The organism is Psychromarinibacter sediminicola (assembly GCF_029168335.1).
GTDB lineage: Bacteria > Pseudomonadota > Alphaproteobacteria > Rhodobacterales > Rhodobacteraceae > Psychromarinibacter > Psychromarinibacter sediminicola.
The window spans coordinates 1-26,140 of the sequence record NZ_JARGYC010000017.1 but is presented as its reverse complement, the minus strand read 5'-3'; the positions used below and the strand labels follow the sequence as shown (position 1 = coordinate 26,140).

At 68.5% G+C, this 26,140-nt stretch carries 25 protein-coding genes; 14 read left to right on the top strand and 11 right to left on the bottom strand.

From position 1 onward, the window contains the following. Window positions 1–8: 8 nt before the first annotated feature. The 5 genes from P1J78_RS08325 to P1J78_RS08305 form a co-directional block, all read right to left on the bottom strand. Window positions 9–1,943, bottom strand: coding sequence for an AAA family ATPase (locus tag P1J78_RS08325; protein WP_275566879.1), 1,935 nt, complete (start codon window positions 1,941–1,943; stop codon window positions 9–11). A gap of 177 nt (window positions 1,944–2,120) precedes the next feature. Beyond that, complete coding sequence (locus P1J78_RS08320; protein WP_275566878.1) at window positions 2,121–3,263, bottom strand: hypothetical protein; 1,143 nt, start codon at window positions 3,261–3,263, stop codon at window positions 2,121–2,123. After that, window positions 3,256–3,648, bottom strand: coding sequence for a hypothetical protein (locus tag P1J78_RS08315; protein WP_374213210.1), 393 nt, complete (start codon window positions 3,646–3,648; stop codon window positions 3,256–3,258). The genes P1J78_RS08320 and P1J78_RS08315 overlap by 8 nt, the downstream gene beginning before the upstream one ends. 19 nt (window positions 3,649–3,667) lie before the next feature. Beyond that, window positions 3,668–3,910 carry a type II toxin-antitoxin system prevent-host-death family antitoxin gene (locus tag P1J78_RS08310; protein ID WP_275566876.1) on the bottom strand — a complete coding sequence of 81 codons (243 nt, stop codon included), beginning with the start codon at window positions 3,908–3,910 and terminating at the stop codon, window positions 3,668–3,670. A gap of 52 nt (window positions 3,911–3,962) precedes the next feature. After that, on the bottom strand, window positions 3,963–5,039 hold the full coding sequence (locus tag P1J78_RS08305) for a coiled-coil domain-containing protein (protein WP_275566875.1): 1,077 nt from the start codon (window positions 5,037–5,039) through the stop codon (window positions 3,963–3,965). Window positions 5,040–5,218: 179 nt separating this feature from the next. Here P1J78_RS08305 and P1J78_RS08300 point away from each other — a divergent pair, with 179 nt between their 5' ends. The 4 genes from P1J78_RS08300 to P1J78_RS08285 all read left to right on the top strand — a co-directional run bounded on the left by P1J78_RS08300 (window position 5,219) and on the right by P1J78_RS08285 (window position 9,683). Next, window positions 5,219–5,959, top strand: a complete 741-nt coding sequence (locus P1J78_RS08300) for an SDR family oxidoreductase (protein WP_275566874.1) — start codon at window positions 5,219–5,221, stop codon at window positions 5,957–5,959. Window positions 5,960–6,236: 277 nt separating this feature from the next. Further along, a complete protein-coding gene (locus P1J78_RS08295) occupies window positions 6,237–7,217 on the top strand; it encodes a P1 family peptidase (protein WP_275566873.1) in 981 nt (326 codons plus the stop codon). Between the two features lie 216 nt (window positions 7,218–7,433). Further along, window positions 7,434–8,912 carry an NAD-dependent succinate-semialdehyde dehydrogenase gene (locus P1J78_RS08290; protein ID WP_275566872.1) on the top strand — a complete coding sequence of 493 codons (1,479 nt, stop codon included), beginning with the start codon at window positions 7,434–7,436 and terminating at the stop codon, window positions 8,910–8,912. Between the two features lie 144 nt (window positions 8,913–9,056). Next, on the top strand, window positions 9,057–9,683 hold the full coding sequence (locus P1J78_RS08285) for a hypothetical protein (protein ID WP_275566871.1): 627 nt from the start codon (window positions 9,057–9,059) through the stop codon (window positions 9,681–9,683). A 27-nt stretch (window positions 9,684–9,710) separates the two neighbouring features. On the opposite strand, the gene P1J78_RS08280 is transcribed toward P1J78_RS08285, so the two are convergent. Further along, window positions 9,711–10,553 (bottom strand): sulfotransferase family protein, encoded by an 843-nt coding sequence (locus P1J78_RS08280; protein ID WP_275566870.1) that lies wholly within the window; start codon window positions 10,551–10,553, stop codon window positions 9,711–9,713. A 300-nt stretch (window positions 10,554–10,853) separates the two neighbouring features. Between P1J78_RS08280 and P1J78_RS08275 the strand changes: the two genes are divergently transcribed. The 3 genes from P1J78_RS08275 to P1J78_RS08265 all read left to right on the top strand — a co-directional run bounded on the left by P1J78_RS08275 (window position 10,854) and on the right by P1J78_RS08265 (window position 13,298). After that, entirely contained in the window at window positions 10,854–11,480 is a 627-nt protein-coding gene (locus P1J78_RS08275) for a Hint domain-containing protein (protein ID WP_275566869.1), read from the top strand. Window positions 11,481–11,598: 118 nt separating this feature from the next. Continuing rightward, the gene (locus P1J78_RS08270) at window positions 11,599–12,540 is read left to right on the top strand and encodes an ABC transporter ATP-binding protein (RefSeq protein ID WP_275566868.1); all 942 of its coding nucleotides are present in this window, start codon (window positions 11,599–11,601) and stop codon (window positions 12,538–12,540) included. Next, window positions 12,537–13,298, top strand: a complete 762-nt coding sequence (locus tag P1J78_RS08265) for an ABC transporter permease (protein ID WP_275566867.1) — start codon at window positions 12,537–12,539, stop codon at window positions 13,296–13,298. The genes P1J78_RS08270 and P1J78_RS08265 overlap by 4 nt, the downstream gene beginning before the upstream one ends. A 113-nt stretch (window positions 13,299–13,411) precedes the next feature. On the opposite strand, the gene P1J78_RS08260 is transcribed toward P1J78_RS08265, so the two are convergent. Further along, window positions 13,412–14,656, bottom strand: a complete 1,245-nt coding sequence (locus tag P1J78_RS08260) for an alpha-D-ribose 1-methylphosphonate 5-triphosphate diphosphatase (protein ID WP_275566866.1) — start codon at window positions 14,654–14,656, stop codon at window positions 13,412–13,414. A gap of 277 nt (window positions 14,657–14,933) precedes the next feature. Here P1J78_RS08260 and phnC point away from each other — a divergent pair, with 277 nt between their 5' ends. The 5 genes from phnC (at window position 14,934) to P1J78_RS08235 (ending at window position 19,201) form a co-directional block, all read left to right on the top strand. Continuing rightward, on the top strand, window positions 14,934–15,749 hold the full coding sequence (gene phnC, locus P1J78_RS08255; RefSeq protein ID WP_275566865.1) for a phosphonate ABC transporter ATP-binding protein: 816 nt from the start codon (window positions 14,934–14,936) through the stop codon (window positions 15,747–15,749). Between the two features lie 34 nt (window positions 15,750–15,783). Further along, window positions 15,784–16,701 carry a phosphate/phosphite/phosphonate ABC transporter substrate-binding protein gene (phnD, locus tag P1J78_RS08250; protein WP_275566864.1) on the top strand — a complete coding sequence of 306 codons (918 nt, stop codon included), beginning with the start codon at window positions 15,784–15,786 and terminating at the stop codon, window positions 16,699–16,701. A gap of 81 nt (window positions 16,702–16,782) precedes the next feature. Further along, window positions 16,783–17,727 carry a phosphonate ABC transporter, permease protein PhnE gene (gene phnE / locus P1J78_RS08245; protein ID WP_275566863.1) on the top strand — a complete coding sequence of 315 codons (945 nt, stop codon included), beginning with the start codon at window positions 16,783–16,785 and terminating at the stop codon, window positions 17,725–17,727. Further along, window positions 17,724–18,581, top strand: coding sequence for a phosphonate ABC transporter, permease protein PhnE (gene phnE / locus P1J78_RS08240; RefSeq protein WP_275566862.1), 858 nt, complete (start codon window positions 17,724–17,726; stop codon window positions 18,579–18,581). Before phnE (P1J78_RS08245) ends, phnE (P1J78_RS08240) begins: the two co-directional genes overlap by 4 nt. Further along, complete coding sequence (locus P1J78_RS08235; RefSeq protein ID WP_275566861.1) at window positions 18,578–19,201, top strand: DapH/DapD/GlmU-related protein; 624 nt, start codon at window positions 18,578–18,580, stop codon at window positions 19,199–19,201. The genes phnE (P1J78_RS08240) and P1J78_RS08235 overlap by 4 nt, the downstream gene beginning before the upstream one ends. Before the next feature lie 39 nt (window positions 19,202–19,240). Here the strand turns inward: P1J78_RS08235 and P1J78_RS08230 are convergent, their stop codons facing one another. Beyond that, the gene (locus tag P1J78_RS08230) at window positions 19,241–20,245 is read right to left on the bottom strand and encodes an LLM class flavin-dependent oxidoreductase (protein WP_275566860.1); all 1,005 of its coding nucleotides are present in this window, start codon (window positions 20,243–20,245) and stop codon (window positions 19,241–19,243) included. A gap of 436 nt (window positions 20,246–20,681) precedes the next feature. Between P1J78_RS08230 and P1J78_RS08225 the strand changes: the two genes are divergently transcribed. Then, complete coding sequence (locus P1J78_RS08225) at window positions 20,682–21,365, top strand: helix-hairpin-helix domain-containing protein (protein WP_275566859.1); 684 nt, start codon at window positions 20,682–20,684, stop codon at window positions 21,363–21,365. A gap of 162 nt (window positions 21,366–21,527) precedes the next feature. Here P1J78_RS08225 and P1J78_RS08220 read toward each other — a convergent pair whose 3' ends face one another. Next, window positions 21,528–22,022: a MarR family winged helix-turn-helix transcriptional regulator gene (locus P1J78_RS08220; protein ID WP_275566858.1), complete on the bottom strand. Its 495-nt coding sequence runs from the start codon at window positions 22,020–22,022 to the stop codon at window positions 21,528–21,530. Window positions 22,023–22,111: 89 nt separating this feature from the next. Here P1J78_RS08220 and P1J78_RS08215 point away from each other — a divergent pair, with 89 nt between their 5' ends. Continuing rightward, on the top strand, window positions 22,112–24,049 hold the full coding sequence (locus tag P1J78_RS08215) for an FAD-binding monooxygenase (RefSeq protein WP_275566857.1): 1,938 nt from the start codon (window positions 22,112–22,114) through the stop codon (window positions 24,047–24,049). Window positions 24,050–24,121: 72 nt separating this feature from the next. Here P1J78_RS08215 and P1J78_RS08210 read toward each other — a convergent pair whose 3' ends face one another. Both P1J78_RS08210 and P1J78_RS08205 read right to left on the bottom strand, forming a co-directional pair. Continuing rightward, entirely contained in the window at window positions 24,122–24,979 is an 858-nt protein-coding gene (locus P1J78_RS08210; RefSeq protein WP_275566856.1) for an aldose epimerase family protein, read from the bottom strand. Window positions 24,980–25,041: 62 nt separating this feature from the next. Further along, complete coding sequence (locus tag P1J78_RS08205; RefSeq protein ID WP_275566855.1) at window positions 25,042–25,749, bottom strand: hypothetical protein; 708 nt, start codon at window positions 25,747–25,749, stop codon at window positions 25,042–25,044. Between the last annotated feature and the right edge of the window lie 391 nt (window positions 25,750–26,140).

Below are 26,140 nucleotides of genomic sequence, written 5' to 3'. Positions count from 1 at the left end.
CTCCCGGCTCAGCCCTTGCGTTCGGCGTATCTCCGCCGCGCCTCTTCCTGCCGGCCGAAGTCGCGCACCATCGCCTCGATGGCCGCCTCGTCCGACTTGTCGGCATAGCGGAACTCGGAATCGGCATAACGGTTGATCTCCTGGATCACCATCTCATCCGTGATCGGCTGCCGCATCTCCTCCAGCATCCCCAGCTTCTCGTCGTAGGATTTGAACAGGAACCGCTCCGGCTCCTCCATCCACTCGTCCGGAAGCTCGAAATCCATCGCGCGCACCTTCACGGCATCGGTGATGTTCTTGATCGCCCGGCCGGTGAACCGCGCGTCCGCCTCCTGGATCGCCTTCAGGTAGGTCCCCAGCTTGGCGATCGTGTCCAGCCGCCCGATCCGCCCCTCGACCCGCTCCCAGACCTCCCGCAAGCCCTCCTCCTGCGGCCGCGAATGCGCCTCGAACGACCGCGCGACGGCCCGCCGGATCTCCTGCGCGGCGTAGAGATCGTGATCGCCCAGCGGCACCTCGTGCTTGCGCCCCAGGAGCAGGGCGAGGATGTCGATGTAATCCTCCCGCGTCTGCGGCCCGTCCACCAGGAACCGCGCCCCGGCCCGCTGGCGCAGCGCGTCGTCCACGTTCTCTGGGTAGTTGGAAAACATCCCGAAGGTACAGTTCCCCCGCACCACCGTGTTCGCCCCGGCGAACGCCTCCATCAGGACGGCCGTCACCTCCTGCTGCCCCGCGCTCGACTGCCGGTCGCCGCGCTTGCCGGCGATCTGGTCGATGTCGTCGACGGTGCCGAAGCCGATCACGTTGGGGTCCAGCACGTTGTCGATGAAGGCCTTCGCGTTCTGCCCGGACTTCCCCTGATACGAGTCGATATTGTCGATCCCGAAGTTCTGGTAGCGGAACGGGTAGCCCGCGTTCGTGCAGTACTCGGAAATCAGCCCCGCCATCATCTGGATCAGCGTGGTCTTGCCCGTCCCCGGCGCGCCGTCGCCCATGAAGGTGAAGATGAACCCGCCCATCTCGGCGAACGGGTTCAGCTTGCGCTCGAAGTCGTAGGCCATCAGCATTTTCGAGAGCTTCATCGCCTGGTACTTGGCGATGTGGTTGCCGACCACCTCGTTGGGCTTTTTGAACTGCATGGTCAGGGCCGACCCGCGCGCCTTCCGCGCCGGCGTGAACCCCTGGATGGTGAAATCGTCCGCCTCTACCCGCCAGCTCGCGCCGGTGAACGCCCCCAGCCGCGGCGCCGTCTGCGCCCGCAGGCCGACCTTCTCCATCAGCATCTCGCAGAACGCGAGCACCACCGCGACCAGCCGCGCCTCGGTATCGGCGAATTTCTCCAGGTCCTGGTCCAGTTCCCACAGCACGCCGTGCAGCGCCAGCTGCGCGTTGTCGGTCAGCACCTCGTCGATGCCGCCTAGCTCCACCGTCACCTCGCTCGCGGAAGACGCCAGCAGGAAGGCCGTCGCGTTGCCGAAGGTGTAGAGCACCGCCAGCGCCTCGGCCTGCAACAGCTCGGAGAACTCCGCCGACTGCGCCGAGGCGATGCGCCCCTCCAGGTTCTCCTTCTTCAGCGCGGTCAGCCCGGTCGCCTCGGAATAGGCCTCGCCCACCGCCAGCGCGATGGAGATCGCCCGCCGCAGCGAGCGCATCACCGTCGCCTGCACCGGCGAGACCAGCGCGTCGCCCCCGTCCGACGCCTCGATCCGTTCCAGCAGATGCACCCCCTCGGGCCGCGCGGTCGACCGCGTCACCAGCCCCGGCGTCGTCGATCGGAACCGCCGCCGCGTGCCGATCCCGCTCGACCGCTCGGCCTGCGGCCGCTCGGCGCCCTTGGCGATCCGCGGCGTGTGGTCGAACCCCTCCAGCATCGCCACCGCCGCGTCGTAATGCGCGACGATCTCCTCCTCGCGCAGCTCCATCTGGTCGCCCGAAACGCTCATCTCGAATCCCGATTCTTCTCGTTCAAAATACGCAGACGCACACAGCCCTCCACGGCCTGCCGGCCCCCTGCTTCATCTTGGCAGAAATAATCCGGGGGGTTTGGGGGGCTGGCCCCCCAACGCGCACGAAGTGCCAGAAACAACGCGCCGCAGGCGCACAATCTGACAGCCCCCCGCTCACCGGTAGCTCACCACCTGCCCGCTCGGCGACACGACGAACTTGCGCACCTCGCGGAACCCCGGCGGGTTCTTCTCCGCCAGCACCTGGAAGGGCCGCGTCGGCATGATGATCGACCGCTCCGTCGCCGTCGCTCCGGTATCCACCCCGCGCCCCGCGAACGGGTCCAGCGCGAAGATCTCCCGCTCCACCGTTCCGAACCAGCCCGACCGTTCGCGCTCCACCCGCTCGCTCTCCAGCCGCTCCTCGGTCCAGGCCAGCGCCCAGTCCTGGCCCTCGGGCGCCCGCGCCTCCTCCAGCACGTCGTGGATCGGCCCGGTCTGCAGCGTGTAGGCGCCCGAGTACATCGGCCCCACATGGAACCGGCGCAGCCGTTTCGGGTGCAGGTCGTCGAAATCCCGGTCGAACCCCTGCGCGATGGTCAGAAGCTTCAGCCCGTTCAGCGATTGCGCCATCAGATGCGCCTGCACCTCGGGCCAGCGCCACTCGTCCACCGGCAGCCCGCGCCGCCCGCTATCCTCCAGCTCCATCAGGTAGACCGTCGGCAGGTTCACCTGGCTGTCATAGACCGCCCAGTGCAGCAGGTACTTGCGCCGGTCCGGGCCCATATCGCCCAGCCACTGCGCATCCGGATCGTTCTGCGCCCAGAACAGCCCGCCCGCCTCCAGCGCCTCGTAATAGAGCCGCTGCGACATCGCGAATTGCAGCTTGGTGGGGATCTCCAGCTCTCCCACGATCTGCCGGATCATCGCGTCCTTCAGCTGCGTCGTGTCCATCGACCCGGCCAGGTGCGTCGGCGCCTGCTGCGCGTCGTTGGCCATGGTCAGAAGCTCGCGGAACACCGGAAACCCGCTTTCCGTCCGGTCGATGGCCAGCGAGCCGAAGAACGTCCCGGTGTCCCGCCCGGTCATCAGGTATTTCAGCGACAGCGCCCGGAACGTCCCCGCCAGCCGCTGCACGTAGTCGCCCAGCACCTTGACGTCGAGCTTCGACAGCCGCTCCTCCCGCTCCATGACGGCAGCCACCCGCGCCAGATGCCCGGTGATCGCCTCGAACTTCCGGAAATACCGCCGCGCCGCGAAGGTGTCGGTCAGCCCCGCATGATCGCGGGACAGATCGGCGCCGGTGACGCGGTCAGTCATCGCGCCGTACCCCCAGCGCGGCGGGCTGCGCCAGAACCGCCCGGAAACGCTCCTGAACCTGCCGCAGGAAAGACGCCCCGAACCGACCGATCCGCGCGTCCGCTTCCAGGTAGAAGGACGTCTCGACCACATCCGCGTTGTATTCGTCGAGCACGATCCACAGCGCCCGGTCCTCGGTCAGCCCGGCGCGGCGCCGTTCGGTCTCCGGCACCTCGATCGCCTGACGCTCCGCCCCGGGCGCCCGGCTGGTCACGGCAAGCAGAAAGATCGCATGCTGCCCGTCCGTCCGGCGCAGCGCCACGGCAACGGCACAGGGCCGCGTCTTTCGCCCCTCGGTTTCGCCGCGCCCCGCCTGCCAGGCCCAGAGATAAGGGTAGTCCAACACATCGCCGGCCCGCGGCCGATCAGCCATCGTCCAGCTCCGCGTCGAGCGCCGCGATCAGACCGGCCCGCTCGGCCTCGTCCATCTCGGCCACACGGACCGCGCGCCGCGGATCGGCACCGGCGCGCATCCGCTCGTAGCTCTCATAGCTCATCAGCACGAAGCGCGGCTTGCCGTGCCGGGTGATCTCCACGGCCTCCCGCGCCGCGGCCGACAGCACGTCGCCCGTGTTGTTCGCCAGATCCGTGGAGGTGTATTCGCGCATGGAATCTCCCCGCTTTCCCGTAATTAGCTAATTTAGCTATATTAGGGAAACCTCACGCCCCGTACAAGTTCTTGTCGTGCTTCTCCACGATCGCCTGGAACCGGCGCGCGAAGCGCTCGTCCGCCTTCGCCTTCTGCTCCAGCACCTTGCGGGCGAAGACCATGTGGTCCTCGTGCGCCTCCATCATGTCGGCCATCCGCTGGTTCGTCGCGGCGCCGATCCCGGCCATGGCGGCCTGCGCCTCCTTGTCGGTCTCCACTCCGATCTCGTTGATCCGGTGCGCCACGTCCTGCTGCTGCGCCGTCTTCAAGCTCTTGGTCAGCGCATCGTACAGCACCACTCGCTGCTTGGTGTCCGTCTGCAGCTTGTTGATCAGAACCATCTGCGTCGCCGCCTGGTTCTGCAGGCTGTCGACCCAGGTCTTGCCCTTCTCGATATAGCGCTCAAGCGTTTGCGACTTGGCGAGCTTCACCTGCTCCTGCTGCACCATCTCGTTGTACCTGGCGTTCATCTCGGCCAGTTCGCTCTCCAGCTTGGTGCGCGCCGCCGCGTCCTGCTCCACGCTGATCTTGTTCTCCAGCTCGATGATCTTCGGATCCATCGCCTGGATCTCGGCGCGCAAGCTCTCCAGCTCGCCCACCGTCGCCTCGCGCTCGTCCAGCGTGCCCGACAGGTTCGCCTCCACCTGCGCCTTGTGCTCGTTCAGCACGGTCAGCTGGTTCTCCAGAAGCTTCACGATGGTGTCCGACTTGCCGATCAGATCCTGCAGCTTGTCGTCGATATTCGCCGTGCGGATCCGCTCCTCGCGCATCGACTCGGCCTTGCCCGGCGCGAAGATGCCGACGAAGCTCTCCCAGCCGGTCTTGTTGCGCATCTCGTCGAAGTCCTGGCTGAACCCGCTGGTCACATCGTCCAGCCCCATGATCAGCTCGGCGATGTTGGCATTCATCAACTCGGTGTGCTTGTGCACGTCGTCCAGCGTGGCGTTCTCGATGTCGATGGAGATGTCCTCGCCGGACTTCGCCTTCGCCCCGATCTGCTCCACCCGGCTGGTAAGCTCGCTGATCTTGGACTGCGCCTCGGCCACCTGGGCCTGGCTCTCCCGCACCTGGGCATCGAAATCGCTCATCGCTTTCCTCGCAAGTCAATCAATCCAGTGCACTTGCGGATTGTCTACCGCGTTTGCAAGGTTGCGTCATCCGGTTTCACCCCGGTCCGGCCCGGGGCCGCCCGTCCCGCCAGCGCGACGGCTTGGAATCCGCCGCCAACCGGATAGTCTGACGCGGCACGCGAACCGGGGAGAGCAGCATGCGCCTAGAGGGAAAGACCGCCATCGTCACCGGCGCGGGCTCGGGCTTCGGCGCCGGCATCGCCGCCAAATTCGCCGCCGAGGGCGCCCGCGTCATGGTCGCCGACATCGACGCGCAGGCGGCCGAGCGCACCGCCACCGACCTCGGCGCCCTCGCCTGGACGGTCGACGTCTCCGACGGCGCCAGCGTCACGGCCATGGCCAATGCCGCGCTGGACGAGTTCGGCACGCCCGACATCCTGGTCAACAACGCCGGCATCACCCACCTGCCGATGCCGATGGAAGACGTGCCCGAGGACGAGTTCGACCGCGTCCTCGCCGTCAACGCGAAATCCGTCTACCTGACCGCCCGCGCGCTGGTGCCGCACATGAAATCCCGCGGCGCCGGCGCGATCCTCAACATCGCCTCGACCGCCGGCCTCAGCCCGCGCCCCAACCTCAACTGGTACAATGCCTCGAAAGGCTGGATGATCACCGCCACCAAGACCATGGCGGTAGAGCTCGCCCCCCACGGCGTCCGCGTCAACGCGCTCTGCCCGGTCGCGGGCGAAACCCCGCTGCTGAAAAGCTTCATGGGCGAGGACACGCCGGAGACCCGCGCCAAATTCCTCTCCACCATCCCGCTCGGCCGCTTCTCCACGCCCGAGGACATGGGCAACGCCGCCTGCTTCTTCTGCTCCGACGAGGCCGGCCTGGTCACCGGCGTCGCGATGGAGGTCGACGGCGGCCGCTGCATCTGAGCACCGCCCCACGGCGAGCCGCTCGCCCCGGCGCTTGCACCCCGCGCCCACGCCCCAGCTTCTTCTCGTTCCAAATACGCAATTCCGACAGCGACACCAGGCACAGGCCCCCGATCATGCCACCCGGCCCGAGAAGCCCGCTCACCGAAATCCCCGATCCACATCCGACACCCGCCTCACGCCCCCCCACGCGCCCCGGCGCTAGCACCCCGCCCCCCATTCTTCTTCTCGTCCCAAATACGCAATTCCGACAGCGACACACGCACAGCCCCCCACCATGCAGCCCGGCCCGAGAAACCTGATCACCGACATCCCCGGCCTGAAAGTCGGCCACGCCGAGGACCACCGGATCAAGACCGGTGTCACGGTCCTCACCGCCGACACCCCGTTCACCGCCGGCGTCCATGTGATGGGCGGGGCGCCCGGCACGCGCGAGACCGACCTGCTCGCCCCGGACAAGACGGTGCAGGAGGCGCATGCGCTGGTGCTGTCCGGGGGCTCCGCGCTGGGGCTCTCGGCGGCCTCCGGCGTGGCCGATGCCCTGCGCGCCGCGGGCCGGGGCCTCGACGTGGGCGGCCAGGTCGTTCCCATCGTCCCCGCGGCCATCGTCTTCGACCTGCTGAACGGCGGCGCCAAGGACTGGGGCGAAAACCCCTACCCAGCCATGGGGCGAGCCGCGCTGCACAGCGCGGCCGAGCCCTTCGCCCTCGGCACGGCCGGCGCCGGCACCGGCGCCACCACGGCCGGGCTCAAGGGCGGGCTCGGCTCCGCCTCGCTCGTCCTGCCCTCGGGCCACACGGTCGGCGCGCTCGCCGTGGTCAACGCCATCGGCAGTGCCACCGTGGACGACACACCGCATTTCTGGGCCGCGCCGTTCGAGCTGAACGCCGAATTCGGCGGCCTCGGTCCCGCGCCCGCGCCGCACCCGCTGCCGATGGCCACCAAGCACAGCCTGCGCAACACCACCATCGCCATCGTCGCCACCGACGCCGCGCTGACCCAGGCCCAGGCCACCCGCATGGCCACGGCGGCGCATGACGGCATGGCGCGCGCGCTGGTGCCGAGCCACACGCCCGCCGACGGCGACCTCGTCTTCGCCGCGGCCACCGGCGCCCGCCCCATCGACGACCCGATGCTGCTGGGCCACGCCGCCGCGCTCTGCCTGTCCCGCGCCATCGCCCGCGGCGTCTTCCACGCGACCGCAGCCGAGGCCGACCCGTTCCCGACCTGGACCACCCGCTTCGGCCCCGCCTCCTGACCCGCCCCAAACCCCGAACCGGACCCCGATCCGGGCCCTCTCCCGCTCCCCGGCGCCGCATGGACGCGAACCGCAGTTACCGCTATCATCAATAAAATCAAAATCTTAACATAGCGTCCAACCTCGGACACCCTCGGACACTCCCCTCCCGCGCCCCTTGCCGCCGCCCCGGCCGGGGCTTATGAGCGGGGCAAGCACTCATCCAGGGAGACCCCCATGCTCGACGCCACCACCGACCTCGCCGGCCTGTTGAAGGACCCCTCGCTCCTGACCGGCAAGGCCTACCTCGCCGGCGACTGGGCCGACGCCGATGACGGCCGCACCTTCAAGGTCACCAACCCCGCCCGCGGCGACACCCTGATCGAGGTCGCCGACCTCTCCCGCGCCGAAACCGCCCGCGCCATCGCCGCCGCCGAGACCGCCCAGAAGGACTGGGCCAAGCGCACCGCCAAGGACCGCTCCAACCTGCTGCGCGCCTGGTTCGACCTGATGGTCGCCAATGCCGACGACCTCGCCACGATCCTGACGGCCGAGCAGGGCAAGCCGCTCGCCGAGGCCAAGGGAGAGATCATGTACGGCGCCTCCTTCATCGAATGGTTCGCCGAGGAGGCCCGCCGCATCTATGGCGAGACGATCCCCGGCCACCAGCCCGACAAGCGCTTGACCGTCATCAAGCAGCCGATCGGCGTCGCCGCCTGCATCACGCCCTGGAACTTCCCCAACGCGATGATCACCCGCAAGGTGGGCCCGGCGCTGGCCGCCGGCTGCGCCATGGTCTGCCGCCCGCCCTCGCAGACGCCCCTCTCCGCCCTCGCGCTGGCGGTGCTGGCCGAACGCGCCGGCCTGCCCAAGGGCATCTTCTCGGTCATCCCCTCCGACCGCGCCAGCGACATCGGCAAGGAATTCTGCGAGAACCCGATCGTGCGCAAGCTGTCCTTCACCGGCTCCACCGAGGTCGGCCGCATCCTGATGAAACAGGCCGCCGACCAGGTGATGAAATGCTCGATGGAGCTCGGCGGCAACGCGCCCTTCATCGTCTTCGACGACGCCGACATCGACGCCGCCGTCGAGGGCGCGATCATGTGCAAGTTTCGCAACAACGGCCAGACCTGCGTCTGCGCCAACCGGCTCTACGTGCAGGACGGCGTCTACGACGCCTTCGCCGAGAAACTCGTGGAGGCCCTGAAAAAGCGCAAGACCGGCGACGGGCTGGAGGACGGCACCGACTTCGGCCCGCTGATCGACACCAACGCCGTCGAGAAGGTCCGCGACCACGTCGCCGACGCCTCCGAAAAGGGCGCGCGCGTGATCTATGGCGGCGCGCCGCACGACGCCGGCCCGCTGTTCTACGAGCCCACCGTCATCACCGGCGCCGAGCACGACATGAAGTTCGCCACCGAGGAGACCTTCGGCCCCGTCGCGCCGCTGTTCCGCTTCCGCGACGAGGACGAGGTGATCCGGCTCGCCAACGACACGATCTTCGGCCTCGCCTCCTACTTCTACGCCCGCGATCTCAGCCGGGTCTACAAGGTGGCCGAGGCGCTGGAATACGGCATCGTCGGCGTGAACACCGGCCTGATCTCGACCGAGGTCGCGCCCTTCGGCGGCGTCAAGCAGTCCGGCCTCGGCCGCGAGGGCTCCAGCCACGGGATCGAGGATTATCTCGAAATGAAATACATCTGCATGGGCGTCTAGCCGGCCGCCGGCGGCCGCCCGACGCGCTCCGGCGGCCGCCGGCCACGCAGCGAGGATGCCCGGGCACGGGCGGACGAGCGGCCTCTGGTCAGGCGCGCCGATTTGCGGCAATCAGGGCGCAGGCGACACGGGAAGGCAGGCGCGATGTTTTTCGAAGAGGGCTGGGTGCCACTGTCGGAAGTCACCGGGGACGTGTTCCGGCGGCTGCAGGTGCTGCAGTCCGAGGGCCGGATCGGCAAGGGCCATGGCAGCCTCCGGGCCGTCCTCTCCGTCACCGTCTGGGACATCTGCGAGGCCACGGCCAAGCTGGGCGTGACCGGTTCCGACGGCACGGTCATCGCGGCCTCCCGGGATCTCGTCGCCTGGGCCGATCCGACGCAGCTCTTCAACGAGCACCTGAACCTGCAGATCGGCAACGTGGGCTCCTCGGACCTCCTGGACGCGCACGGCGAACTGCCCGATGCCGAGACGCTGGCAGGGCGCTACGGCCCGTTCCTGAACCTGCCGGTGGTGATCCCGATCAACACCTATCAGTCGTCGGTGGGCTACATGGCCGAGGAGGTGGGCGGCGACCTGACGACCGACACGGCGCTGATCGACGGGGCGAAGACGATCCTGTCGATGGCCGAGGGCGGCGCGCTGCTCACGCGCGAGACGGCGCGGGCGAAGATCGGCACCGCCCTGTCGCGGCGCAAGTTCAAGCTCGCCTGGGCGATGGCGGCGGCCAAACGGCCCGAGTTGAACAAGCCGAACCGCTGGCTGGGGCTCTAGCCGCGGCCCCGCCCTACAGCAGAAACGCTACAGCAGAAACGTCGCCTGCGTCCCCGGCACCTCGGTCCAGGCGGTGGCCTGCTTCGACAGCTTCTCCGCCATCTCCTGCGGCAGCAGCATCTCGCGCGTCGGCGGGCGCAGCGGCCCGCGGATCGTGTGCAGCCCCGGCGTGTTCAGATAGGTGTCGAGCCGCGGCAGCTCGAAGGAGAAGTCCTCGAAATCGTGCTCGAAGGCGGGCTCGCGCAGGAACTTGTAGAGAAGCGCCATCGTCTCCGCCGGCGCCGCCAGCAGCCGGTCGTAGTCGATCACGATCATCCGCTCCGACAGCGGCCCGGCCAGCGCGTCCTGCACCAGGTTCAGCGAATTGCCCACGATCCCCTCGGGCGACATCAGCCGGTCGACCCGCTGGGTCAGCGTCGTGTCCGGGTCGAACAGCCGCGACTGGCGGAAGGTCAGCGACCGCCGCGCCTTCTCCAGCGAACTGACCACCCGCGCCGGATCGCGCACCGTGACCACGAAGCGGCACAGCGGATAGAGCGCCACCAGCTGCTCGGCCCGCAGGAGCCACCGGCGGTTCGTGTCGAACACCACGCGCCGGGCGCCCCGCTTGTGATGCACCGCGTCGATCACCGCATGCATCACCTCGCGCCGCTGATCGTCGTCCAGAAGCGCCGACAGCTCGGAAGCGCCCGAGAACTGGTTATAGAGCATCTGAAAGATGATCTGCGCGGCGCTGGTGCCCGAGGCGTGGACATCCGGATTCTGGTTCAGGAGCGCGGCCAGCATGGTCGAGCCCGACCGCGGCAGCCCCACGATGAAATGGTATTTCGTCCGGCGCCGCAGCGCCTCGGCGTCGCTTGTCTCGTTCATCCGGCGGCCCGTATTGCTATGTGCCGGGGCGCTCGCGCGGCCCCCGGCGTTCATGCCTTTGGTTCTGCTCTCACCGCGCAGGATGGCACAAGCCCGCGGTGCAGGTATGACGCAATGACGGCGCGGGCGTGGCACGGCGACACCGCCACGGAAGCCGTCGTCGCCGGCCCGGGCCGGCCCGGGAAAGGGCGGCCCGCCGCCCGCGCGGAAAACCCAGATTCGGCCACATTGGCGGCCGGATTTCACCGATTTCGCCGCCGAGTCTGGAACCGACCGAAGAATCACAGCGGGAGTCCCGCCATGCCCCTGGCCCATCGCACCGAAGAGACGCCGCACGCCCTGCCGCTGATGGCCGGCACGCTGATCGACGTGGACGGCGGCCGAAAGCCGGTCGAGGAGCTGCAGGTCGGCGACCTCGTCCGCACCAAGGACAACGGGCTTCAGCCGGTGCGCTGGATCGCGGCCCGCACCCTCGACGCCGCGGCGCTGGCGGCCGACCCGACCCTGCGCCCGATCCGCATCCGCGCCGGCGCGCTGGGAGAGGCCAAGCCCGCCCGCGACCTGATCGTCTCGCCGCAGCATTGCGTGCTGCTCGACGACTGGCGCTGCCAGCTTCTGTTCGGCGAGGACGAGGTGCTGGCCACCGCGCAGGCGCTCCTCAACGACCATTCCATCACCGTCGACCACGGTGCCCGGGCGGTCACCTACTATCACTTCATGTTCGACCGCCACGAGATCGTCTATTCCAACGGCGCCGAGACCGAGAGCTTCCATCCCGGCCAGGCGCGGCTGGGCAAGCTCGACGCCGCCAAGCGGGCCGAGCTGTTCAAGCTGTTCCCTGAACTGGCGCACGACCTCGCCGCCTACGGCCCGCAGGCCCGCGCCACACTGAAGCCCTACGAGGCCGAGGTGCTGATCGCCATGTGATTTCCACGACCCTCCGTCGTTACCCAGGGCCGGCGGTTCCGCAAGGGACCGCCGGTTTCTCATTGCGATGTCGCAAATCGACGCTACGGTCCGGCGGACCTGCGAAGGGAGACGCGCGATGAGTACCATGTTGTCGATACGGGACGTCCGGAAAGTCTACGACGGCGGCGGCGAGGCGCTGAAGGGCGTGTCGCTGGAGATCGAGGAGGGCGAGATCCTGGCGCTCTTGGGCCCGAACGGGGCCGGCAAGACCACGCTGATCTCGATCATCTGCGGCATCGCCACCCTGACCTCGGGCAAGATCACCGTGGGCGGCCACGACGTGATCGAGGACTTCCGCGCCGCCCGCCGGATGATCGGACTGGTCCCGCAGGAGATGAACCTGGAGCCCTTCGAGAAGGTGATCAACACGGTCGCCCTGTCGCGCGGGCTGCACGGCTTGCCCCGCAACGACAGCTATCTCGACGAGGTGCTCAAGAAGCTCTCGCTCTGGGACAAGCGCGACACGCCGATCCGCGAGCTGTCGGGCGGCATGAAACGCCGGGTGCTGATCGCCAAGGCGCTGAGCCACGCGCCCCGGGTGCTGTTCCTCGACGAACCCACGGCCGGGGTGGACGTGGAGCTGCGCAAGGACATGTGGCAGATCGTGCGCGAGCTGAAGGCGCAGGGCGTGACGATCATCCTGACGACCCATTACATCGAAGAGGCCGAGGCGATCGCCGACCGGATCGGCGTGATCAGCCGCGGCGACATCCTGCTGGTCGAGGAGACCGGCAGCCTGATGCGCCGGATGGGCCGCAAGGACCTGCTGATCGAGCTGCACGAGCCGGTCGCAACGATCCCCGAGAGCCTGTCGAAATACGACCTGCGCCACGGCGAGCGCGACGACGTGCTGATCTACAGCTACGACACCCAGGCCGCGCGCACCGGCATCACCCAGCTGCTGACCGACCTCTCCGAGGCCGGGCTGGTGCTGCGCGACGTCCAGACGCGGCAGTCGAGCCTCGAGGAGATCTTCGTCGGTCTGGTCCGGGACAACAACGCGGAGGACGCGGCATGAACTGGCGGGCGATCCAGGCGATCTACATCTACGAGATGACGCGCACGGTCCGCACCATCTGGCAGTCGGTCGTCTCTCCGGTCATCTCCACCTCGCTCTATTTCGTGGTCTTCGGCACCGCCATCGGCAGCCGCATCGACCAGGTCGAGGGCGTGGCCTACGGTTCGTTCATCGTGCCGGGGCTGATCATGCTGTCGGTGATCATGCAGTCGATCTCGAACGCGAGCTTCGGCATCTACTTCCCGAAATTCATCGGCACCATCTACGAGCTGCTGGCCGCGCCGATCAACTTCCTGGAGATCGTCATCGGCTATGTCGGCGCCGCGGCCACCAAGGCGCTGATCATCGGGCTGATCATCCTGGCCACGGCGAACCTGTTCGTCGACATCCGCATCGAGCACCCGGTCGCGATGGTCGCTTTCCTGGTCCTCACATGCCTGTCGTTCTCGCTGATGGGGTTCATCATCGGCATCTGGGCGAAGAACTTCGAACAGCTGCAGCTCGTGCCGCTCCTGATCGTCACACCGCTCGTCTTCCTCGGGGGTTCGTTCTACTCGATCACGATGCTGCCCGAGACCTGGCAGAAGATCACCCTGTTCAACCCGGTCGTCTACCTCGTCTCCGGCTTCCGCTGGTCGTTCTTCGGCATGGCCGACGTGGCGCTGGGCTGGTCGCTCCTGGCGATCGCCGGGTTCACCGGGCTGTGCCTGGGCATCATCTGGTGGATTTTCCGCACCGGCTGGCGGATCAAGGCCTGACCCCGCCGCTTCTTCTCGTTGCAAATACGCTCGGGGGGGCCGCCCATCGCGGCGCCACCGGTTCGAGCCCGATGGGCGGCGGGGATGAAATCCCCCCAGCGGATCGGGCCGGGTCAGCGGTCCGAGACACCCCCGGCTACAGCGCGGCCCCCCGTCCGATGCGCCACCCGGCCCGCGCGCAATGTCAGCTCCGGCTTCGGCGCCGCGCCGTCCGGCCAGTCGAGCAGCACGAGATCGGCGCGCCGCCCCACCGCGATCTCGCCCCGGTCCGACAGCCCCGACGCCGCCGCGGGGTTGGCCGAAACCAGCTTCCACAGCGCGTGCAGCGGCGCCCGCCTCTCGGCATGCAGCCGCGCCACGGCCGACAGCATCGCCGGATAGAAATAGTCCGACGCGAGGATGTCGCAGAGCCCGCGCTCGACCATGTCGGCGGCCGAGGGCGAGGCGGCGCCGATATGGCTGCCGCCGCGCAGCACGTTGGGCGCGCCGAAGACGATCCAGTCGCCGGCCTCGCGGGCGGCCCGGGTGACGCGCTCGTTCATCGGGAATTCGGAGATGCGCGCGCCGTGACCGCGGTAGAACGCCCGCGTCTCGGGCTGGCTGTCGTCGTGGCTGAGCATCGCCGCGCCGGCCGCCCGTGCATGCCGGGACACGTCCTCGATCGCCGCCGCCACCTGCGGCCGGCGGGCCCAGATGCGCTCTAGAAGCGACATGTATGCGTCGGCCGAAACGTTCGACCGCTCGGCGCGCGCGGCCATCTTCCGGCGGAACTCGGGATCCGCGAGGTCGGTGACCGGATAGTCCGGGGCAAGGTCGAACGGCCGCTCCTGCAGCGGCACCTCGGGCGCCAGCATCGCCATTGAGGTGTGGTCGTTGAAGGCCATCGACGGGGTCAGCGGCCCCGCCAGCGCCTCGGCCAGCACCGGCTGCGCCTCGAAGCAGAAGGTTTCCCACCGCAGCTGGACCCGGTTCTCCGCCGCGAGCCGCGGGGCCAGCGCGGTCAGCCGCCGCAGCAGCTCGCGGCCCCGCTCGGTGGAGCGCAGCCCCGGCTCCCACGAGAAGGTCAGCGCGTGATAGGCGGTGGCGATGCCGTTGCCGGCGAGCTGGCGGTCGGTCTCCAGGATCGCCACGTCGGTCGGCACGAAGACGCCGGGCCGCGGCATCAGCTGACGCTCGAAGGCGTCGCCGTGGATGTCGACGAGCGCCGGCGCCAGCATCCGGCCGCGGGCGTCGATCCGCTGCGCCCCGTCCGCCGGACCGTCGAGCGCCACGATGCGGCCGTCCTCGACCCGGACGGAGACCCGTTCGATCCCGTCGGGCAGCACGACCTGCGCGCCTTCGAACACCATCGCCTGCATCGGTTCCGCTCCCCTCTCCGCCGGCCGGATGTCTGTGTCACACCCGCGCTCAGGCCCCTTAACGCGACGAGTCGGGGGGCGGTGTCCAGTGAAGATTCGCCGAAGCTTCCTTGACGGTTTCGTGGCGGGGCGCCGTTTTGGCTGGTCCGGCCGCGGGATCGGGCCGCCCGGGCGGCGGCGGCGCCGCGCCCCTGTCATATTTCGGTCGTCCGACGGCAGAGAAAAATTCATCCGAATGAAAAGCGCGGGTCACGGAATCGGGCGACACACTCGCCCCATGGAACGTCATGCCCTTTCCCTTACCGGCCTCACCCGGCGCTTCGGCGAGAACACCGCCGTCGACGCCGTCACCCTCACCATCGACCCCGGCCAGTTCGTCGGCGTGATCGGGCGCTCCGGCGCCGGCAAGTCGACGCTCCTGCGGCTGATCAACCGGCTGATCGACCCCAGCGCGGGCGAGATCGTGTTCGGCGACCGCACCGTCAACGACCTGCGCGGCAAGGCGCTGCGCGACTGGCGGCGGCACTGCGCGATGATCTTCCAGCAGTTCAACCTGGTCGACCGGCTGGACGTGCTGACCAACGTGCTGGTCGGGCGGCTGGCGCATCACGGCTTCGCCACGTCGATGGCCATGCAGTTCTCGGACGAGGAACGCACCATGGCGATCGAGGCGCTCGACCGGCTGGACATGGCGCCCAAGGCGCTGCAGCGGGCGGGCACGCTGTCGGGCGGCCAGCAGCAGCGCGTCGCCATCGCGCGGGCGCTGGTGCAGAACCCGCGCATCATGCTGGCCGACGAGCCGATCGCCTCGCTCGACCCGGGCAACGCGACCAAGGTGATGGACGCGCTGCGCCGGATCAACCGCGAGGACGGGCTGACCGTCCTGACCAACCTGCACACGCTGGATACCGCGCGCAGCTACTGCGACCGCGTCATCGCCATGCGCGACGGCCGCGTGATGTTCGACGGCCCCGCCTCCGGCCTGACCGACCGGGTGGTGCGCGACATCTACGGCTCCGCCGGGCTCGAAGAGTTCAGCGAGTCCGTCACATCGACGTCGATCCAACCCCAGGCCGAGACGATCTCGGCCTGATTTCCTTTCATTGGCAACCACGGGAGACTCTCCAATGAAGCTCATGACCACTGCTGCGCTCGCCGCGCTGATCGCTGCCCCGGCCCTCGCCGACGGGTGGCGCGACGACTACCAAGTCGTCAAGTTCGGCATCCTGTCGGGCGAGAACGAGAAAGACCGCCTGATGCGGAACGAACCGCTGCGCGCCTATCTCGAAAAGGAACTCGGCGTCGAGGTCGAGATCTTCACCGCCGGCAACTACGACGGCGTCGTGCAGGCCATCGCCGCCGACCAGATCGAGGTGGCCCGCTTCGGCTCCTCCTCCTACGCCGCGGTCTACACCGCCACCGATGGCGGCGTCGTGCCGACGCTGACCACCATCGCCCAGAACGGGAACACCGGCTATCACTCGATCGTGGTGACCCGCTGCGACAGCGGCATCGAGAGCCTGGACGACGCCGAGGGCAAGGTCCATGCCTTCGCCGACCCCGACTCCACCTCGGGCTATGCCGTGCCCTACTTCAACTTCGTCGAGCGCGAGGGCATCGACCCGACGACCTATTTCGCGGCGACCCCGTTCTCGGGCAGCCACGAGGCCGGCGTGCAGGGCGTGGCCAACGGCACCTTCGACACCGCCTCGACCTACCAGGACAACGACGAGGACGGCGTCTACCAGCGCATGGAGCGCAAGGGGATGCTGGAAGAGGGCGTGATCTGCAAGATCTGGGAAAGCCCGGAAATCACCTCGGGCCCCTGGACCTTCCGCAAGAACCTGCCGGAGGAGATGATCGAGGAGATCACCGCCGCGATCGAGGACTTCCCGACGGCCGACCCCGACGGCTACAAGCTCTATTCCTCCTGGAGCGCGGACAACCCGAACCCGGATGCCGGCTTCGCCCGTGTCGACCACGAGCGCTACCAGTGGATCATCGACATGCGCGAGTGGCTGAAGACCCAGCGCCGCGGCTCCTGATCCGCCCTGCCTGACCCCCGGGGGCGGGGCGCGATTTTTCGTCGAAAAATCGGCTCCGCCCCCCACTTCGTCCGGGACGCCATGACGCTCACCGCAGAACTCACCGCCTATCCGCCGGTCTCCGGTCCCAGCGCCGTCGCCGCGTTCGAGCGGGACTTCGCCACGAAACGCCGCCGCGCCCGCGTGAACTGGGCGGTCGGCAGCGCGCTGTTCCTCGCCGCCTTCCTCGCCACCGCCTGGCTGGGCGACTTCTTCAAGGTCACGCAGGTCACGCTGCAGGACGGGTCGCGCGAATGGCGCTGGATCATTCCGGCCGGCCTTCCGCGGCTGGGCGAATACGTCGTCCAGACCTTCCCCACCCTGCGCTGGGAGAGCCTGGGCGCCGACCTGGCCGAGTGGTTCTGGCGCTGGCAGGTCTGGCTGCGGCTGTTGATCGAGACCATCCTGATCGCCTTCATGGCCACCACCCTGGGCGTGATCGGCGGCTTCGTCCTGTCCTTCCCCGCCTCGCGCAACCTGGCGCCCAACAAATGGGTGCTGTGGATCTGCCGCCACTACCTGGAGATCGCGCGCACCGTGCCGGAACTGGTCTGGGCGCTGATCTTCGTCTTCTGCTTCTCGGTCGGCCCGATGGCCGGGGTACTCGCCGTGGGGCTGCATGCCACGGGCGCGCTCGGCAAGCTCTACTCGGAGGCTAACGAGAATATCGACATGGCTCCCCTGGAAGGCGTCAAGGCCGCCGGCGGCACCTGGTTCGACCAGATCCGCTATGGCGCCGTGCCGCAGGTGCTGCCGAACATCATCAGCTACACGCTGCTGCGCTTCGAGATCAACGTGCGCGCCTCGTCGATCATCGGCTACGTCGGCGCGGGCGGCCTGGGCCAGGAGATCCGCACCGCCATGTCATTCCAGGAATACACCGACCTGTCGGCGCTGTTCGTCATCATCTTCGTCACCGTGGTGGTCATCGACTACGGCTCGGAGAAACTGCGCCACCGGGTCATCGGACTGGGACGCGAAGGATGACCATGACCCCCGACCGCATCGCCGCCGCCCGCGCGGCGCACCCGCTGGCCTTCCGCGCCGCCCTGCCCGTGCGCCTGCGCCGCTGGGCGCTCTGGACGCTGTTCGCCGGGCTGTTTCTCTACTGCCTCTGGGCGTTCAACTTCGCGCCCGCCCGGATCTGGACCGGCATCCTGCGCTTCGGCGACGTGCTGGGCTTCATGTTCCCGCCGCATGTCTGGAAGAGCTGGGCCGCCTTCGCGCCGATCCTCGAAGGGCTGGGCGAGACGCTGTCCATGGCCTTTCTCGGCACGCTGCTGGGCGCCATCGTCGCCTTTCCGCTGTCGTTCCTGGGCGCCAAGAACATCAACCGGCTGTCGCCTCTGCGGCTGGGCGTGCGCCGCGGCTATGACATCATCCGGGCGTTCGAGACGCTGATCCTCGCGCTGATCTTCATCCGCGCCTTCGGGCTCGGCCCGCTGCCCGGCATCCTGGCCATCGCGGTCAGCGAGATCGGCACCTTTTCCAAGCTGTTCTCGGAGGCCATCGAGAACACGTCGGACAAGCCGGTGGAGGGGGTGAGGGCCGCCGGCGGCTCGCGGCTGCAGCAGATCCGCTACGGGACGATGCCGCAGGTGATGCCGGTGATCCTGTCGGTGCTGCTCTACAACTTCGAGTCCAACGTGCGCTCGGGCACCATCCTCGGCATCGTCGGGGCCGGCGGCATCGGGTTTCTGCTGTCCGACCGCATCTCGGCCTATCGCTGGGACGAGGCCTGGTCGATCATCTTCCTGATCATCGCCATGGTCTACGTGATCGACTACCTGTCCGGCCTGATCCGCAGCCGCATCATCGGCCGGCACGAGGGCACGCGATGAAAAGGCTGAGCGAAACCCCGACGGTCCACGAGACGGCCAGCGTCGTCGACTGCACCATCGGTCGATGGACCGAGGTCTATGCCCGCGTGTCCCTGCGCGAGGTGGCGCTGGGGGACTACTCCTATATCGTCTCCGACAGCTCCGCCGTCTGGGCGACCATCGGCAAGTTCTGCTCCATCGCGCAGGGCGCCCGGATCAACCCGGGCAACCACGCCACCTGGCGCGCGGCGCAGCATCACTTCACCTACCGCGCCGCGATGTTCGACCTGGGCGAGGACGACGCCGACTTCTTCCAGTGGCGCCGCGACCATTGGGTGACCATCGGCCACGACGTCTGGATCGGGCACGGGGTGACGGTGCTGCCCGGCGTGACCATCGGCGACGGCGCGGTGGTGGGCGCGGGGGCCGTGGTGTCGAAGGACGTGGCGCCCTATACCATCGTCGGCGGGGTGCCGGCCTGGGCCATCCGGCGGCGGTTCAGCGAGGACCAGGCCGAGGCGCTGCAGGCCATCGCCTGGTGGGACTGGAGCCACGACGCGCTGCGCGCCGCGCTGCCGGACATCCGGCGGCTGTACATCGACGAGTTCATCGCGAAGTACCGGGCGGCCGACGCGGCGTAGGCGGCGGCACGGCCTGTCCGAGCGCCCCTGATCGCGCCGTCACGCCGCCGCCTTCACCTGGATGTCGCCGAGCGCCTCCGCCGCGATCTCGAACGAGCGCACGCGCGCCGCCGGGTCGTGGATCATCCCCGTCACCATCAGTTCGTCGGGCCGGTAGCGGTCCACCAGCTCGCCCAGCCGCCGCCGCACCGTCTCGGGCGAGCCGGTGGCCGAACAGGACATCGCCTCGTCCACCTGCGCCAGCACGGCCTCGGGGATCTGGTCGCGCACGTTCTCCACCGGCGGCGGCAGCTTGCCCGGCCGGCCGGAGCGCAGCCGCGCGAAGGACAGGATCTGCGACGAGCGCAGGTACGCTGCCTCGGCATCGGTCTCCGCCGCGCAGACGCCGGCGGCCATCATCGCGTAGGGATGCGCCAGTGCGCCGGTGGGCCGGAAGCTCTCGCGGTAAACGGTCAGCGCCTGTTCCAGCATCGCCGGGGCGAAATGCGAGGCGAAGGCATAGGGCAGACCCAGATGCGCCGCGAGCTGCGCGCCGTAGAGGCTGGAGCCGAGAATCCACACCGGCACATGCGTTCCCAGCCCCGGAATGGCCCGGATGCGGGCGGCCTCGTCGGTCTCGTTGAGATACTGCAGCAATTCCACGACATCCTGCGGGAAGCTGTCCTCCTGCACCATGTGCCGCCGCAGCGCCCGCGCCGTCGCCATGTCGGTCCCCGGCGCGCGGCCGAGGCCGAGGTCGATGCGGCCGGGATACATCGTCTCCAGCGTCCCGAACTGCTCGGCGATCACCAGCGGCGCGTGGTTGGGCAGCATCACGCCGCCCGCCCCCACGCGGATGGTGGAGGTCTCGGACGCGACGCGCCCGATCACCACCGCCGTCGCGGCGCTGGCGATGCCGGGCATGTTGTGATGCTCGGCCAGCCAGAAGCGGTGATAGCCCGCCCGCTCGGCCGCCTTCGCGAGGGCGACGGTATTGGACAGCGCATCCGCCGCGGTGCCGCCTTCCGGCACCGGCGACAGGTCGAGCAGCGAATAGTGATACATGCGGGGAACTCCTTGTCTTGAGCCCAAGCTAGGCAGGATGGCGACCGCATCCAAGGCCGCGCAGGAGGATACGGCTATGGCGCATCGAGGCCCCGCGGGCCCGGCTGCCGCAGAATTCGGCACCTGCCCATCTGGTGATCGGCGGCCCCCGATCCGGCCGGTCCGCCCGACACCTCCGGCCGCGCCGCAACCCGGCCTCTGCACGCTCATGTTGTGCGAATGCCCGGCCTCGGGCATCTTGCGCACGAGGAGACGCCGGCGCGGGCGGCCGCGCGGGCGGCCTTCTTCCTGTCCCCGGGAGGGGGACGGGGCGGCCGGAGGCGCCCGTGCCATGCCAGGCGGGCGCCCCGCGCACCGGCGGGCGAAGACCACGTGTCCTGGAGGGGGCGCGCGCCCGCGCAAACAGAAAAAACGTAGACTTCAGGGAGCCCCGTTCATGTTCAATCTGCAACAGCAAGCCCTCATACAAGCCGGCGCGGCCGCGGTCGTGATCTTCTTTCTCGCCTTGATCCTCGGGGCCGGCTTTGGCGCCTCGGTTCTTTTGGGGCTGGTCGGTGGCATCGCCGTGCTGTTCTGGCGGCGCGAGAAGATCCGGAGTTCCGGCGGCGGCGATATCCTGCGCGGCCCGGTCGACCCGGCCCCCTTCAAGCCCGACGACACGACGACCACGCGCGACCCCGCGCCCGCGCCGCCGGACCCGGCCGCCGCGCCCGACCGCGCCGCGCCGGCCGAGGCGGAGCGGCCGGAAACGTCGGCCCCGGCGCAGGCCGAGCCGGAGAGGCCGAAGGCGCCCGACGCGCCCGCCCCCGCGCCGGAGCCTGCACCGGCCGCCACCGAAACGAAGTCGCCCGCCGACGCGGCGGTATCGGAGGACGAGCACAAGCCCGCGACGCTGGATGCCCCGCGCGGCGGGCAGGCGGACAACCTCAAGCGGATCACCGGGATCGGGCCGAAGCTGGAGCAACATCTGAACGAGGCCGGCATCTATCACTTCGACCAGATCGCCGCCTGGACGCCGGCCGAGGTGAGTTGGGTCGACAGCTCGCTGCCCGGCGTCAACGGACGCGCCACCCGCGACGACTGGGTCGGCCAGGCGCGCGAGTTCGCCGCGGGAAGCTGACGGCGGGTAGGCTTCGGGGGGCTCTTCGAGCGCTCCAGTCGTGACGACGGGTCGGTTCCCGAGGCAGGCGCCCGGCCACGGCGCAGTCAGCCCGCGCCGCGATGCCTCCGGGACCCGTGCGATGGCCCGTGCAATAGCCCCTGCGATGGTCGCCTATGCGGCCTAGCCGCCCGGCTGCTCCGGCGCGGCGGGCGGGCGCTTCACCTCCTTCAGCGGTGCCCGGCTCAACTCGTTCACGGCCCCCAGCGCCTTGCGCAACAGCGCCATGAACTGCGCCGCCTCCTCCGCGTCCAGCCCCTGCAGCATCACCCGCTGCGCCTCTTCGACCGCCGGCTCGATCCGTTGCAGCGCGCCCTGCCCCGTCGCGGTCAGCCTCAGGACCCGCGCCCGGCGGTCGCGCGCGCTGTGCTTGCGCTCCAGAAACCCCTTCTGCACCAGCCGGTCGACGACGCCGCCGATGGTCGTCCGGTCATAGGCGATCAGCCCCGCCAGCGTCGCCTGGTCGATGCCCGGATTGTCCCGCACCGCCGTCAGCGCCGCGAATTGCACCGGCGACAGGTCGTACCCCGTGGCGGCAACCTCCCGGTAGAAGATCGCCACCGCCGCCTGCTGGAACCGGCGCACCAGGTGCCCCGGCATGTCGTTGGTTGTCCTCATGTCAGCCCCGGCTCCGTTCGGATATTGACAAGCATACTTATAATCAGCATGCTAAGTAAATACCGTTTCGGCAGGAGGAGGGCCCGGCCATGCAATTTCACCTCAACGGCTTTCACGTGGGCGACCCGCATGTCGCGAAGCTGGACCACGAGCCGCGGCAGAGCGATGCGCTGCCCGAGACGCTAGACGTGCTGATCGTCGGCTGCGGTCCCGCGGGCCTGACGCTGGCGGCGCAGATGGCGCGGTTTCCCGACATCTCGACCCGCATCGTCGAGGCGAAGGACGGCCCGCTGGAGCTGGGCCAGGCCGACGGCGTCGCCTGCCGATCGATGGAGATGTTCCAGGCCTTCGGCTTCGCCGAGAAGCTGGAGAAGGAAGCCTACTGGGTGAACGAGGTCGCCTTCTGGAAGCCCGACGCCGAGAATCCCGACCGCATCGTCCGCAGCGGCCGCATCCAGGACGTCGAGGACGGGCTGTCGGAATTCCCGCATGTGATCCTGAACCAGGCGCGGGTGCACGAGTTCTACCTCGAACAGATGCGCAACTCGGCCAGCCGGCTGACGCCCGACTACTCCCGCCGCCTGCTGGATCTGACCGTGGGCGAGGGCACGCATCCCGTGACCGTGCGGCTGGAGCGGACCGATCCCGACCATGCGGGCGAGATCGAGGCGGTGCGCGCGAAATACGTCGTCGGCTGCGATGGCGCCCGCAGCGCGGTGCGCGCCTCGCTGGGCGGGGTGCTGAAGGGCGACGCGGCGAACCAGGCCTGGGGCGTGATGGACGTGCTGGCCGTCACGGACTTCCCCGACATCCGGCTGAAGAACGTGATCCAGTCGAAGGACGGCGGCTCGATCGTGCTGATCCCGCGCGAGGGCGGGTATCTGGTGCGGATCTACGTGGAGCTCGACGAGCTGGCGGCGCACGAGCGGGTGAAGGCACGCAACATCACGCTGGACCAGATGATCGGCGCCGCGCAGAAGGTGTTCCATCCCTACTCGCTGGAGGTGAAGGACGTGGCCTGGTGGTCGGTCTACGAGATCGGCCAGCGGCTGACCGACAAGTTCGACGACGTGCCGCCGGGCGAGGACCGCGCGCCGCATGTCTTCATCGCGGGCGACGCCTGCCACACCCACAGCCCGAAGGCCGGCCAGGGGATGAACGTGTCGATGCAGGACACCTTCAACCTGGGCTGGAAGCTGGCGGCGGTGCTGCGCGACCAGGCGGCGCCGGAGTTCCTCCACACCTACTCGGCCGAGCGGCAGGCCATCGCCAAGACCCTGATTGACTTCGACCGGGAATGGGCGAAGATGCTGAGCGCGCCGCTGAAGGATCCGAACGACCCCGAAAGCGAGGGCGTCGACCCGCAGGAGGTGCAGGCGTATTTCCAGCAGCACGGCCGCTACACCGCCGGCACGGCGACGGTCTATGCGCCGTCGGTGCTGACCGGCGACGGACGGCACCAGCAGCTTGCGCAGGGTTTCCAGGTCGGCACCCGCTTCCACTCGGCCCCGGTGGTGCGGCTGGGCGACGCGAAACGCATGCATCTGGGCCATGTGCACGAGGCGGACGGCCGCTGGCGCCTCTACGCCTTCGCGGACGGGGACCATCCCGCGGCCGAGGGGTCTGGCATCGCGCGGCTGTGCGACGCGCTCGCCACCGCGCCCGACTCGCCGGTCGTGAAATACACGCCGAAAGCTGCCGATCCCGACGCCGTCTTCGACCTGCGCGCCATCTTCCAGCAGCCCTACCGCGACCTCGATGTCGAGGCGATGCCGGAGATGCTGAAGCCGCGGAAGGGAAAGTTCGGGCTGAAGGACTACGAAAAGATGTTCTGCCCGGACCTCAAGCACGGCCCCGACATCTTCGACGCGCGCGGCATCGACCGGTCCCGGGGCGCCATCGTCGTGGTGCGGCCCGATCAGTATGTCGCGACGGTCCTGCCGCTCGACGGCTATGCGGAGCTTGCCGCCTATTTCGACGGGTTCCTGACCGCCGCAGTGGCCGAGCGGCATCTGGAGGAGGCCTGACGACGCAATGAGAATGAACGGGCCCTGAGCCCAGTCGACATGCAGCACCCAGATAGAGCGATGGCTCCGGTCTTACCCCGAAAGATCGGAGCCCGGCGGAGGCGACTCCACGTCCACTCTGAACGTACCGGACAGGCTATCGCCCGGCGCGAGGATACGTAATCCGAAGTCGCTCGATGCGTTCGGCAGATCCGCAAATGCACCGGCCACATGGGAGGCGGGCTCGATGCACAGGTAGTCGCCTTTCAGGTGTATCACGAGGTGTGACATGCCGGTATCGGCCGTTATCCTCATGCTGGCACCATCGCCGACAAGGGCAGCTGCTTCGGTCCAATCGGAAAAGTGCAGCGTTTGTCCGCTCTCGATCGCGACCTCTCCGGTCCCGGCATGACGAGCCAGTTGTTCCGGCAGGTCCGAACCGCCCGCGAGTTTCCATTGGCGACATGCGTTGGTGCGAATCCTCTTGCGGCTGCACGATCGGAAGTACGGATGCCAGCCCATGCCGCAAGGCATGGCCGCACCCCCCGTATTCGTTAGCCTCAAGGCCACCGAGAGGTTATTCCCGTGCAGCTCGAACCGCTGAATGGCCGTGAAATCAAAGGGCCACGAGTCGTCAGCGCGATACTCCAGTCTCATCTCGAGGAAATCACCGCCCATGTCGGAGGTCACCCAGGGCCGGCGATGGGCTGGACCGTGCATGACATCCATGCCGTTCCCCGAATTCGGGCGAAGGCGGATCAGACGGCCTTCGTGGGGGAAGGCGGCCCCCTGCAGTCGGTTATGAAACGGAAAGAGCGGAAAGGCCCCTGCCTTGGGCCAGTTTTCCAGGTCGATGGAGCGCTCCTCCAGCGGCACGAGAAGGTCGCCGTGATCGATATGACGCAGGCGCAGCATGCGCCCGCCAGCCTCGGGCCAGAAGACCGCCTCCATGCTGTCGCTGGAAATGACATGGCGCGCAGAGCCAGGCTGTCGCGCGTGCGCCCGGAATGCCCTCATTGCAGGCGCCGACAAACCGTGCCGTCATGTCCGATCGCGCGGAAACGGCCTCCCGGTAGATGCTCGGCGATCCTTGGAAGGGGCGACGGGCGCTTCCGTTCGGTACCCGGCCCGGCCAGGGTTCCGGCATTGTCGGCAGGGATATGACCAGGAGCCGTCGCGGCGTTCTTGGTCGACCCGTTCGACGGCACGCCAACCCAGCCGGACGCGCCGGTCAATGCGACGCGCGGACCGGATCGCTCGATCGGACTCCGAGCGCGGCCCGGCCAGGCGCCATTGGTGGGTCGGCTTGAATCGGTCATGTATCGGTTCCCTTCGAACATGCGCTGTCGCGCGTTATTGATTTGATCGAGCAACGCAGTTCTGGCCGACACGAAGCTGGCGCGGACCTCGCGGCAGCGTTGGACGTCGGCGCGGGTCGCTCTTCGGCGGACGCTCCGCACGGTCCCGTTGGCTTCGCACGAAAGAGCCGGACCCCTGCCGCGACACGACAACACCGTCATTTCCGAGGCGCGCCAGCGCGCCGCGGTTACGGGGCGTGAGACTTCGAACCGTTCCGCGAGTTCCAAATCGGAGGGCAGGCGCCGGTCAGAAGCGATGTCGCCGCGGGAGGTCAGGTGCTCGAAGTTCTCGCGGACCGTGTCGCTCAAGCGCATCCTGGGCGCACTGTTAACCGTTCCGACATGCCGGATGTCATCACTCATCGGAAAGCAACATGTCTAGAATCGCAAATGCGCCCGAAGAGCCTGTGCAAGATCGTGTATGATTCCAAGGCGCACTCCTCCGCCACGTCCCGGGTTGGTCAGGGCTCGATTCTTGTTGTCTCAGCGCAATCGCGAGGATTTTCGCGGATCGCACGTTCTTTGCGACATCGACGACAATCAATGGCGTTCTCAATAATGTATATCCGGCGTTGAAAAATGTAAATTATTCTAATACCTGTTGGTTCTGCGTCCAAGTTGCCCGGAGGGTTCGCTCCTGGCTGGCGGGGCGCAGGTCACAGGGAGGATCCAGATGGTACGAACAGTTTCGTCAATTGCGCCGGTGCGGCGTCTGAGGGCCGGGCTCATGCTGGGCGCCGGCATCTTGCCGGTG

Bases quoted from the DNA above. Each gene is read 5' to 3' on its own strand.
- P1J78_RS08325 (WP_275566879.1), bottom strand. From the start codon at position 1,943: ATGAGCGTTTCGGGCGACCAGATGGAGCTGCGCGAGGAGGAGATCGTC.
- P1J78_RS08320 (WP_275566878.1), bottom strand. From the start codon at position 3,263: ATGACTGACCGCGTCACCGGCGCCGATCTGTCCCGCGATCATGCGGGG.
- P1J78_RS08310 (WP_275566876.1), bottom strand. From the start codon at position 3,910: ATGCGCGAATACACCTCCACGGATCTGGCGAACAACACGGGCGACGTG.
- P1J78_RS08305 (WP_275566875.1), bottom strand. From the start codon at position 5,039: ATGAGCGATTTCGATGCCCAGGTGCGGGAGAGCCAGGCCCAGGTGGCC.
- P1J78_RS08300 (WP_275566874.1), top strand. From the start codon at position 5,219: ATGCGCCTAGAGGGAAAGACCGCCATCGTCACCGGCGCGGGCTCGGGC.
- P1J78_RS08295 (WP_275566873.1), top strand. From the start codon at position 6,237: ATGCAGCCCGGCCCGAGAAACCTGATCACCGACATCCCCGGCCTGAAA.
- P1J78_RS08290 (WP_275566872.1), top strand. From the start codon at position 7,434: ATGCTCGACGCCACCACCGACCTCGCCGGCCTGTTGAAGGACCCCTCG.
- P1J78_RS08285 (WP_275566871.1), top strand. From the start codon at position 9,057: ATGTTTTTCGAAGAGGGCTGGGTGCCACTGTCGGAAGTCACCGGGGAC.
- P1J78_RS08280 (WP_275566870.1), bottom strand. From the start codon at position 10,553: ATGAACGAGACAAGCGACGCCGAGGCGCTGCGGCGCCGGACGAAATAC.
- P1J78_RS08275 (WP_275566869.1), top strand. From the start codon at position 10,854: ATGCCCCTGGCCCATCGCACCGAAGAGACGCCGCACGCCCTGCCGCTG.
- P1J78_RS08270 (WP_275566868.1), top strand. From the start codon at position 11,599: ATGAGTACCATGTTGTCGATACGGGACGTCCGGAAAGTCTACGACGGC.
- P1J78_RS08265 (WP_275566867.1), top strand. From the start codon at position 12,537: ATGAACTGGCGGGCGATCCAGGCGATCTACATCTACGAGATGACGCGC.
- P1J78_RS08260 (WP_275566866.1), bottom strand. From the start codon at position 14,656: ATGCAGGCGATGGTGTTCGAAGGCGCGCAGGTCGTGCTGCCCGACGGG.
- phnC (WP_275566865.1), top strand. From the start codon at position 14,934: ATGGAACGTCATGCCCTTTCCCTTACCGGCCTCACCCGGCGCTTCGGC.
- phnD (WP_275566864.1), top strand. From the start codon at position 15,784: ATGAAGCTCATGACCACTGCTGCGCTCGCCGCGCTGATCGCTGCCCCG.
- phnE (WP_275566863.1), top strand. From the start codon at position 16,783: ATGACGCTCACCGCAGAACTCACCGCCTATCCGCCGGTCTCCGGTCCC.
- phnE (WP_275566862.1), top strand. From the start codon at position 17,724: ATGACCATGACCCCCGACCGCATCGCCGCCGCCCGCGCGGCGCACCCG.
- P1J78_RS08235 (WP_275566861.1), top strand. From the start codon at position 18,578: ATGAAAAGGCTGAGCGAAACCCCGACGGTCCACGAGACGGCCAGCGTC.
- P1J78_RS08230 (WP_275566860.1), bottom strand. From the start codon at position 20,245: ATGTATCACTATTCGCTGCTCGACCTGTCGCCGGTGCCGGAAGGCGGC.
- P1J78_RS08225 (WP_275566859.1), top strand. From the start codon at position 20,682: ATGTTCAATCTGCAACAGCAAGCCCTCATACAAGCCGGCGCGGCCGCG.
- P1J78_RS08220 (WP_275566858.1), bottom strand. From the start codon at position 22,022: ATGAGGACAACCAACGACATGCCGGGGCACCTGGTGCGCCGGTTCCAG.
- P1J78_RS08215 (WP_275566857.1), top strand. From the start codon at position 22,112: ATGCAATTTCACCTCAACGGCTTTCACGTGGGCGACCCGCATGTCGCG.
- P1J78_RS08210 (WP_275566856.1), bottom strand. From the start codon at position 24,979: ATGGAGGCGGTCTTCTGGCCCGAGGCTGGCGGGCGCATGCTGCGCCTG.
- P1J78_RS08205 (WP_275566855.1), bottom strand. From the start codon at position 25,749: ATGAGTGATGACATCCGGCATGTCGGAACGGTTAACAGTGCGCCCAGG.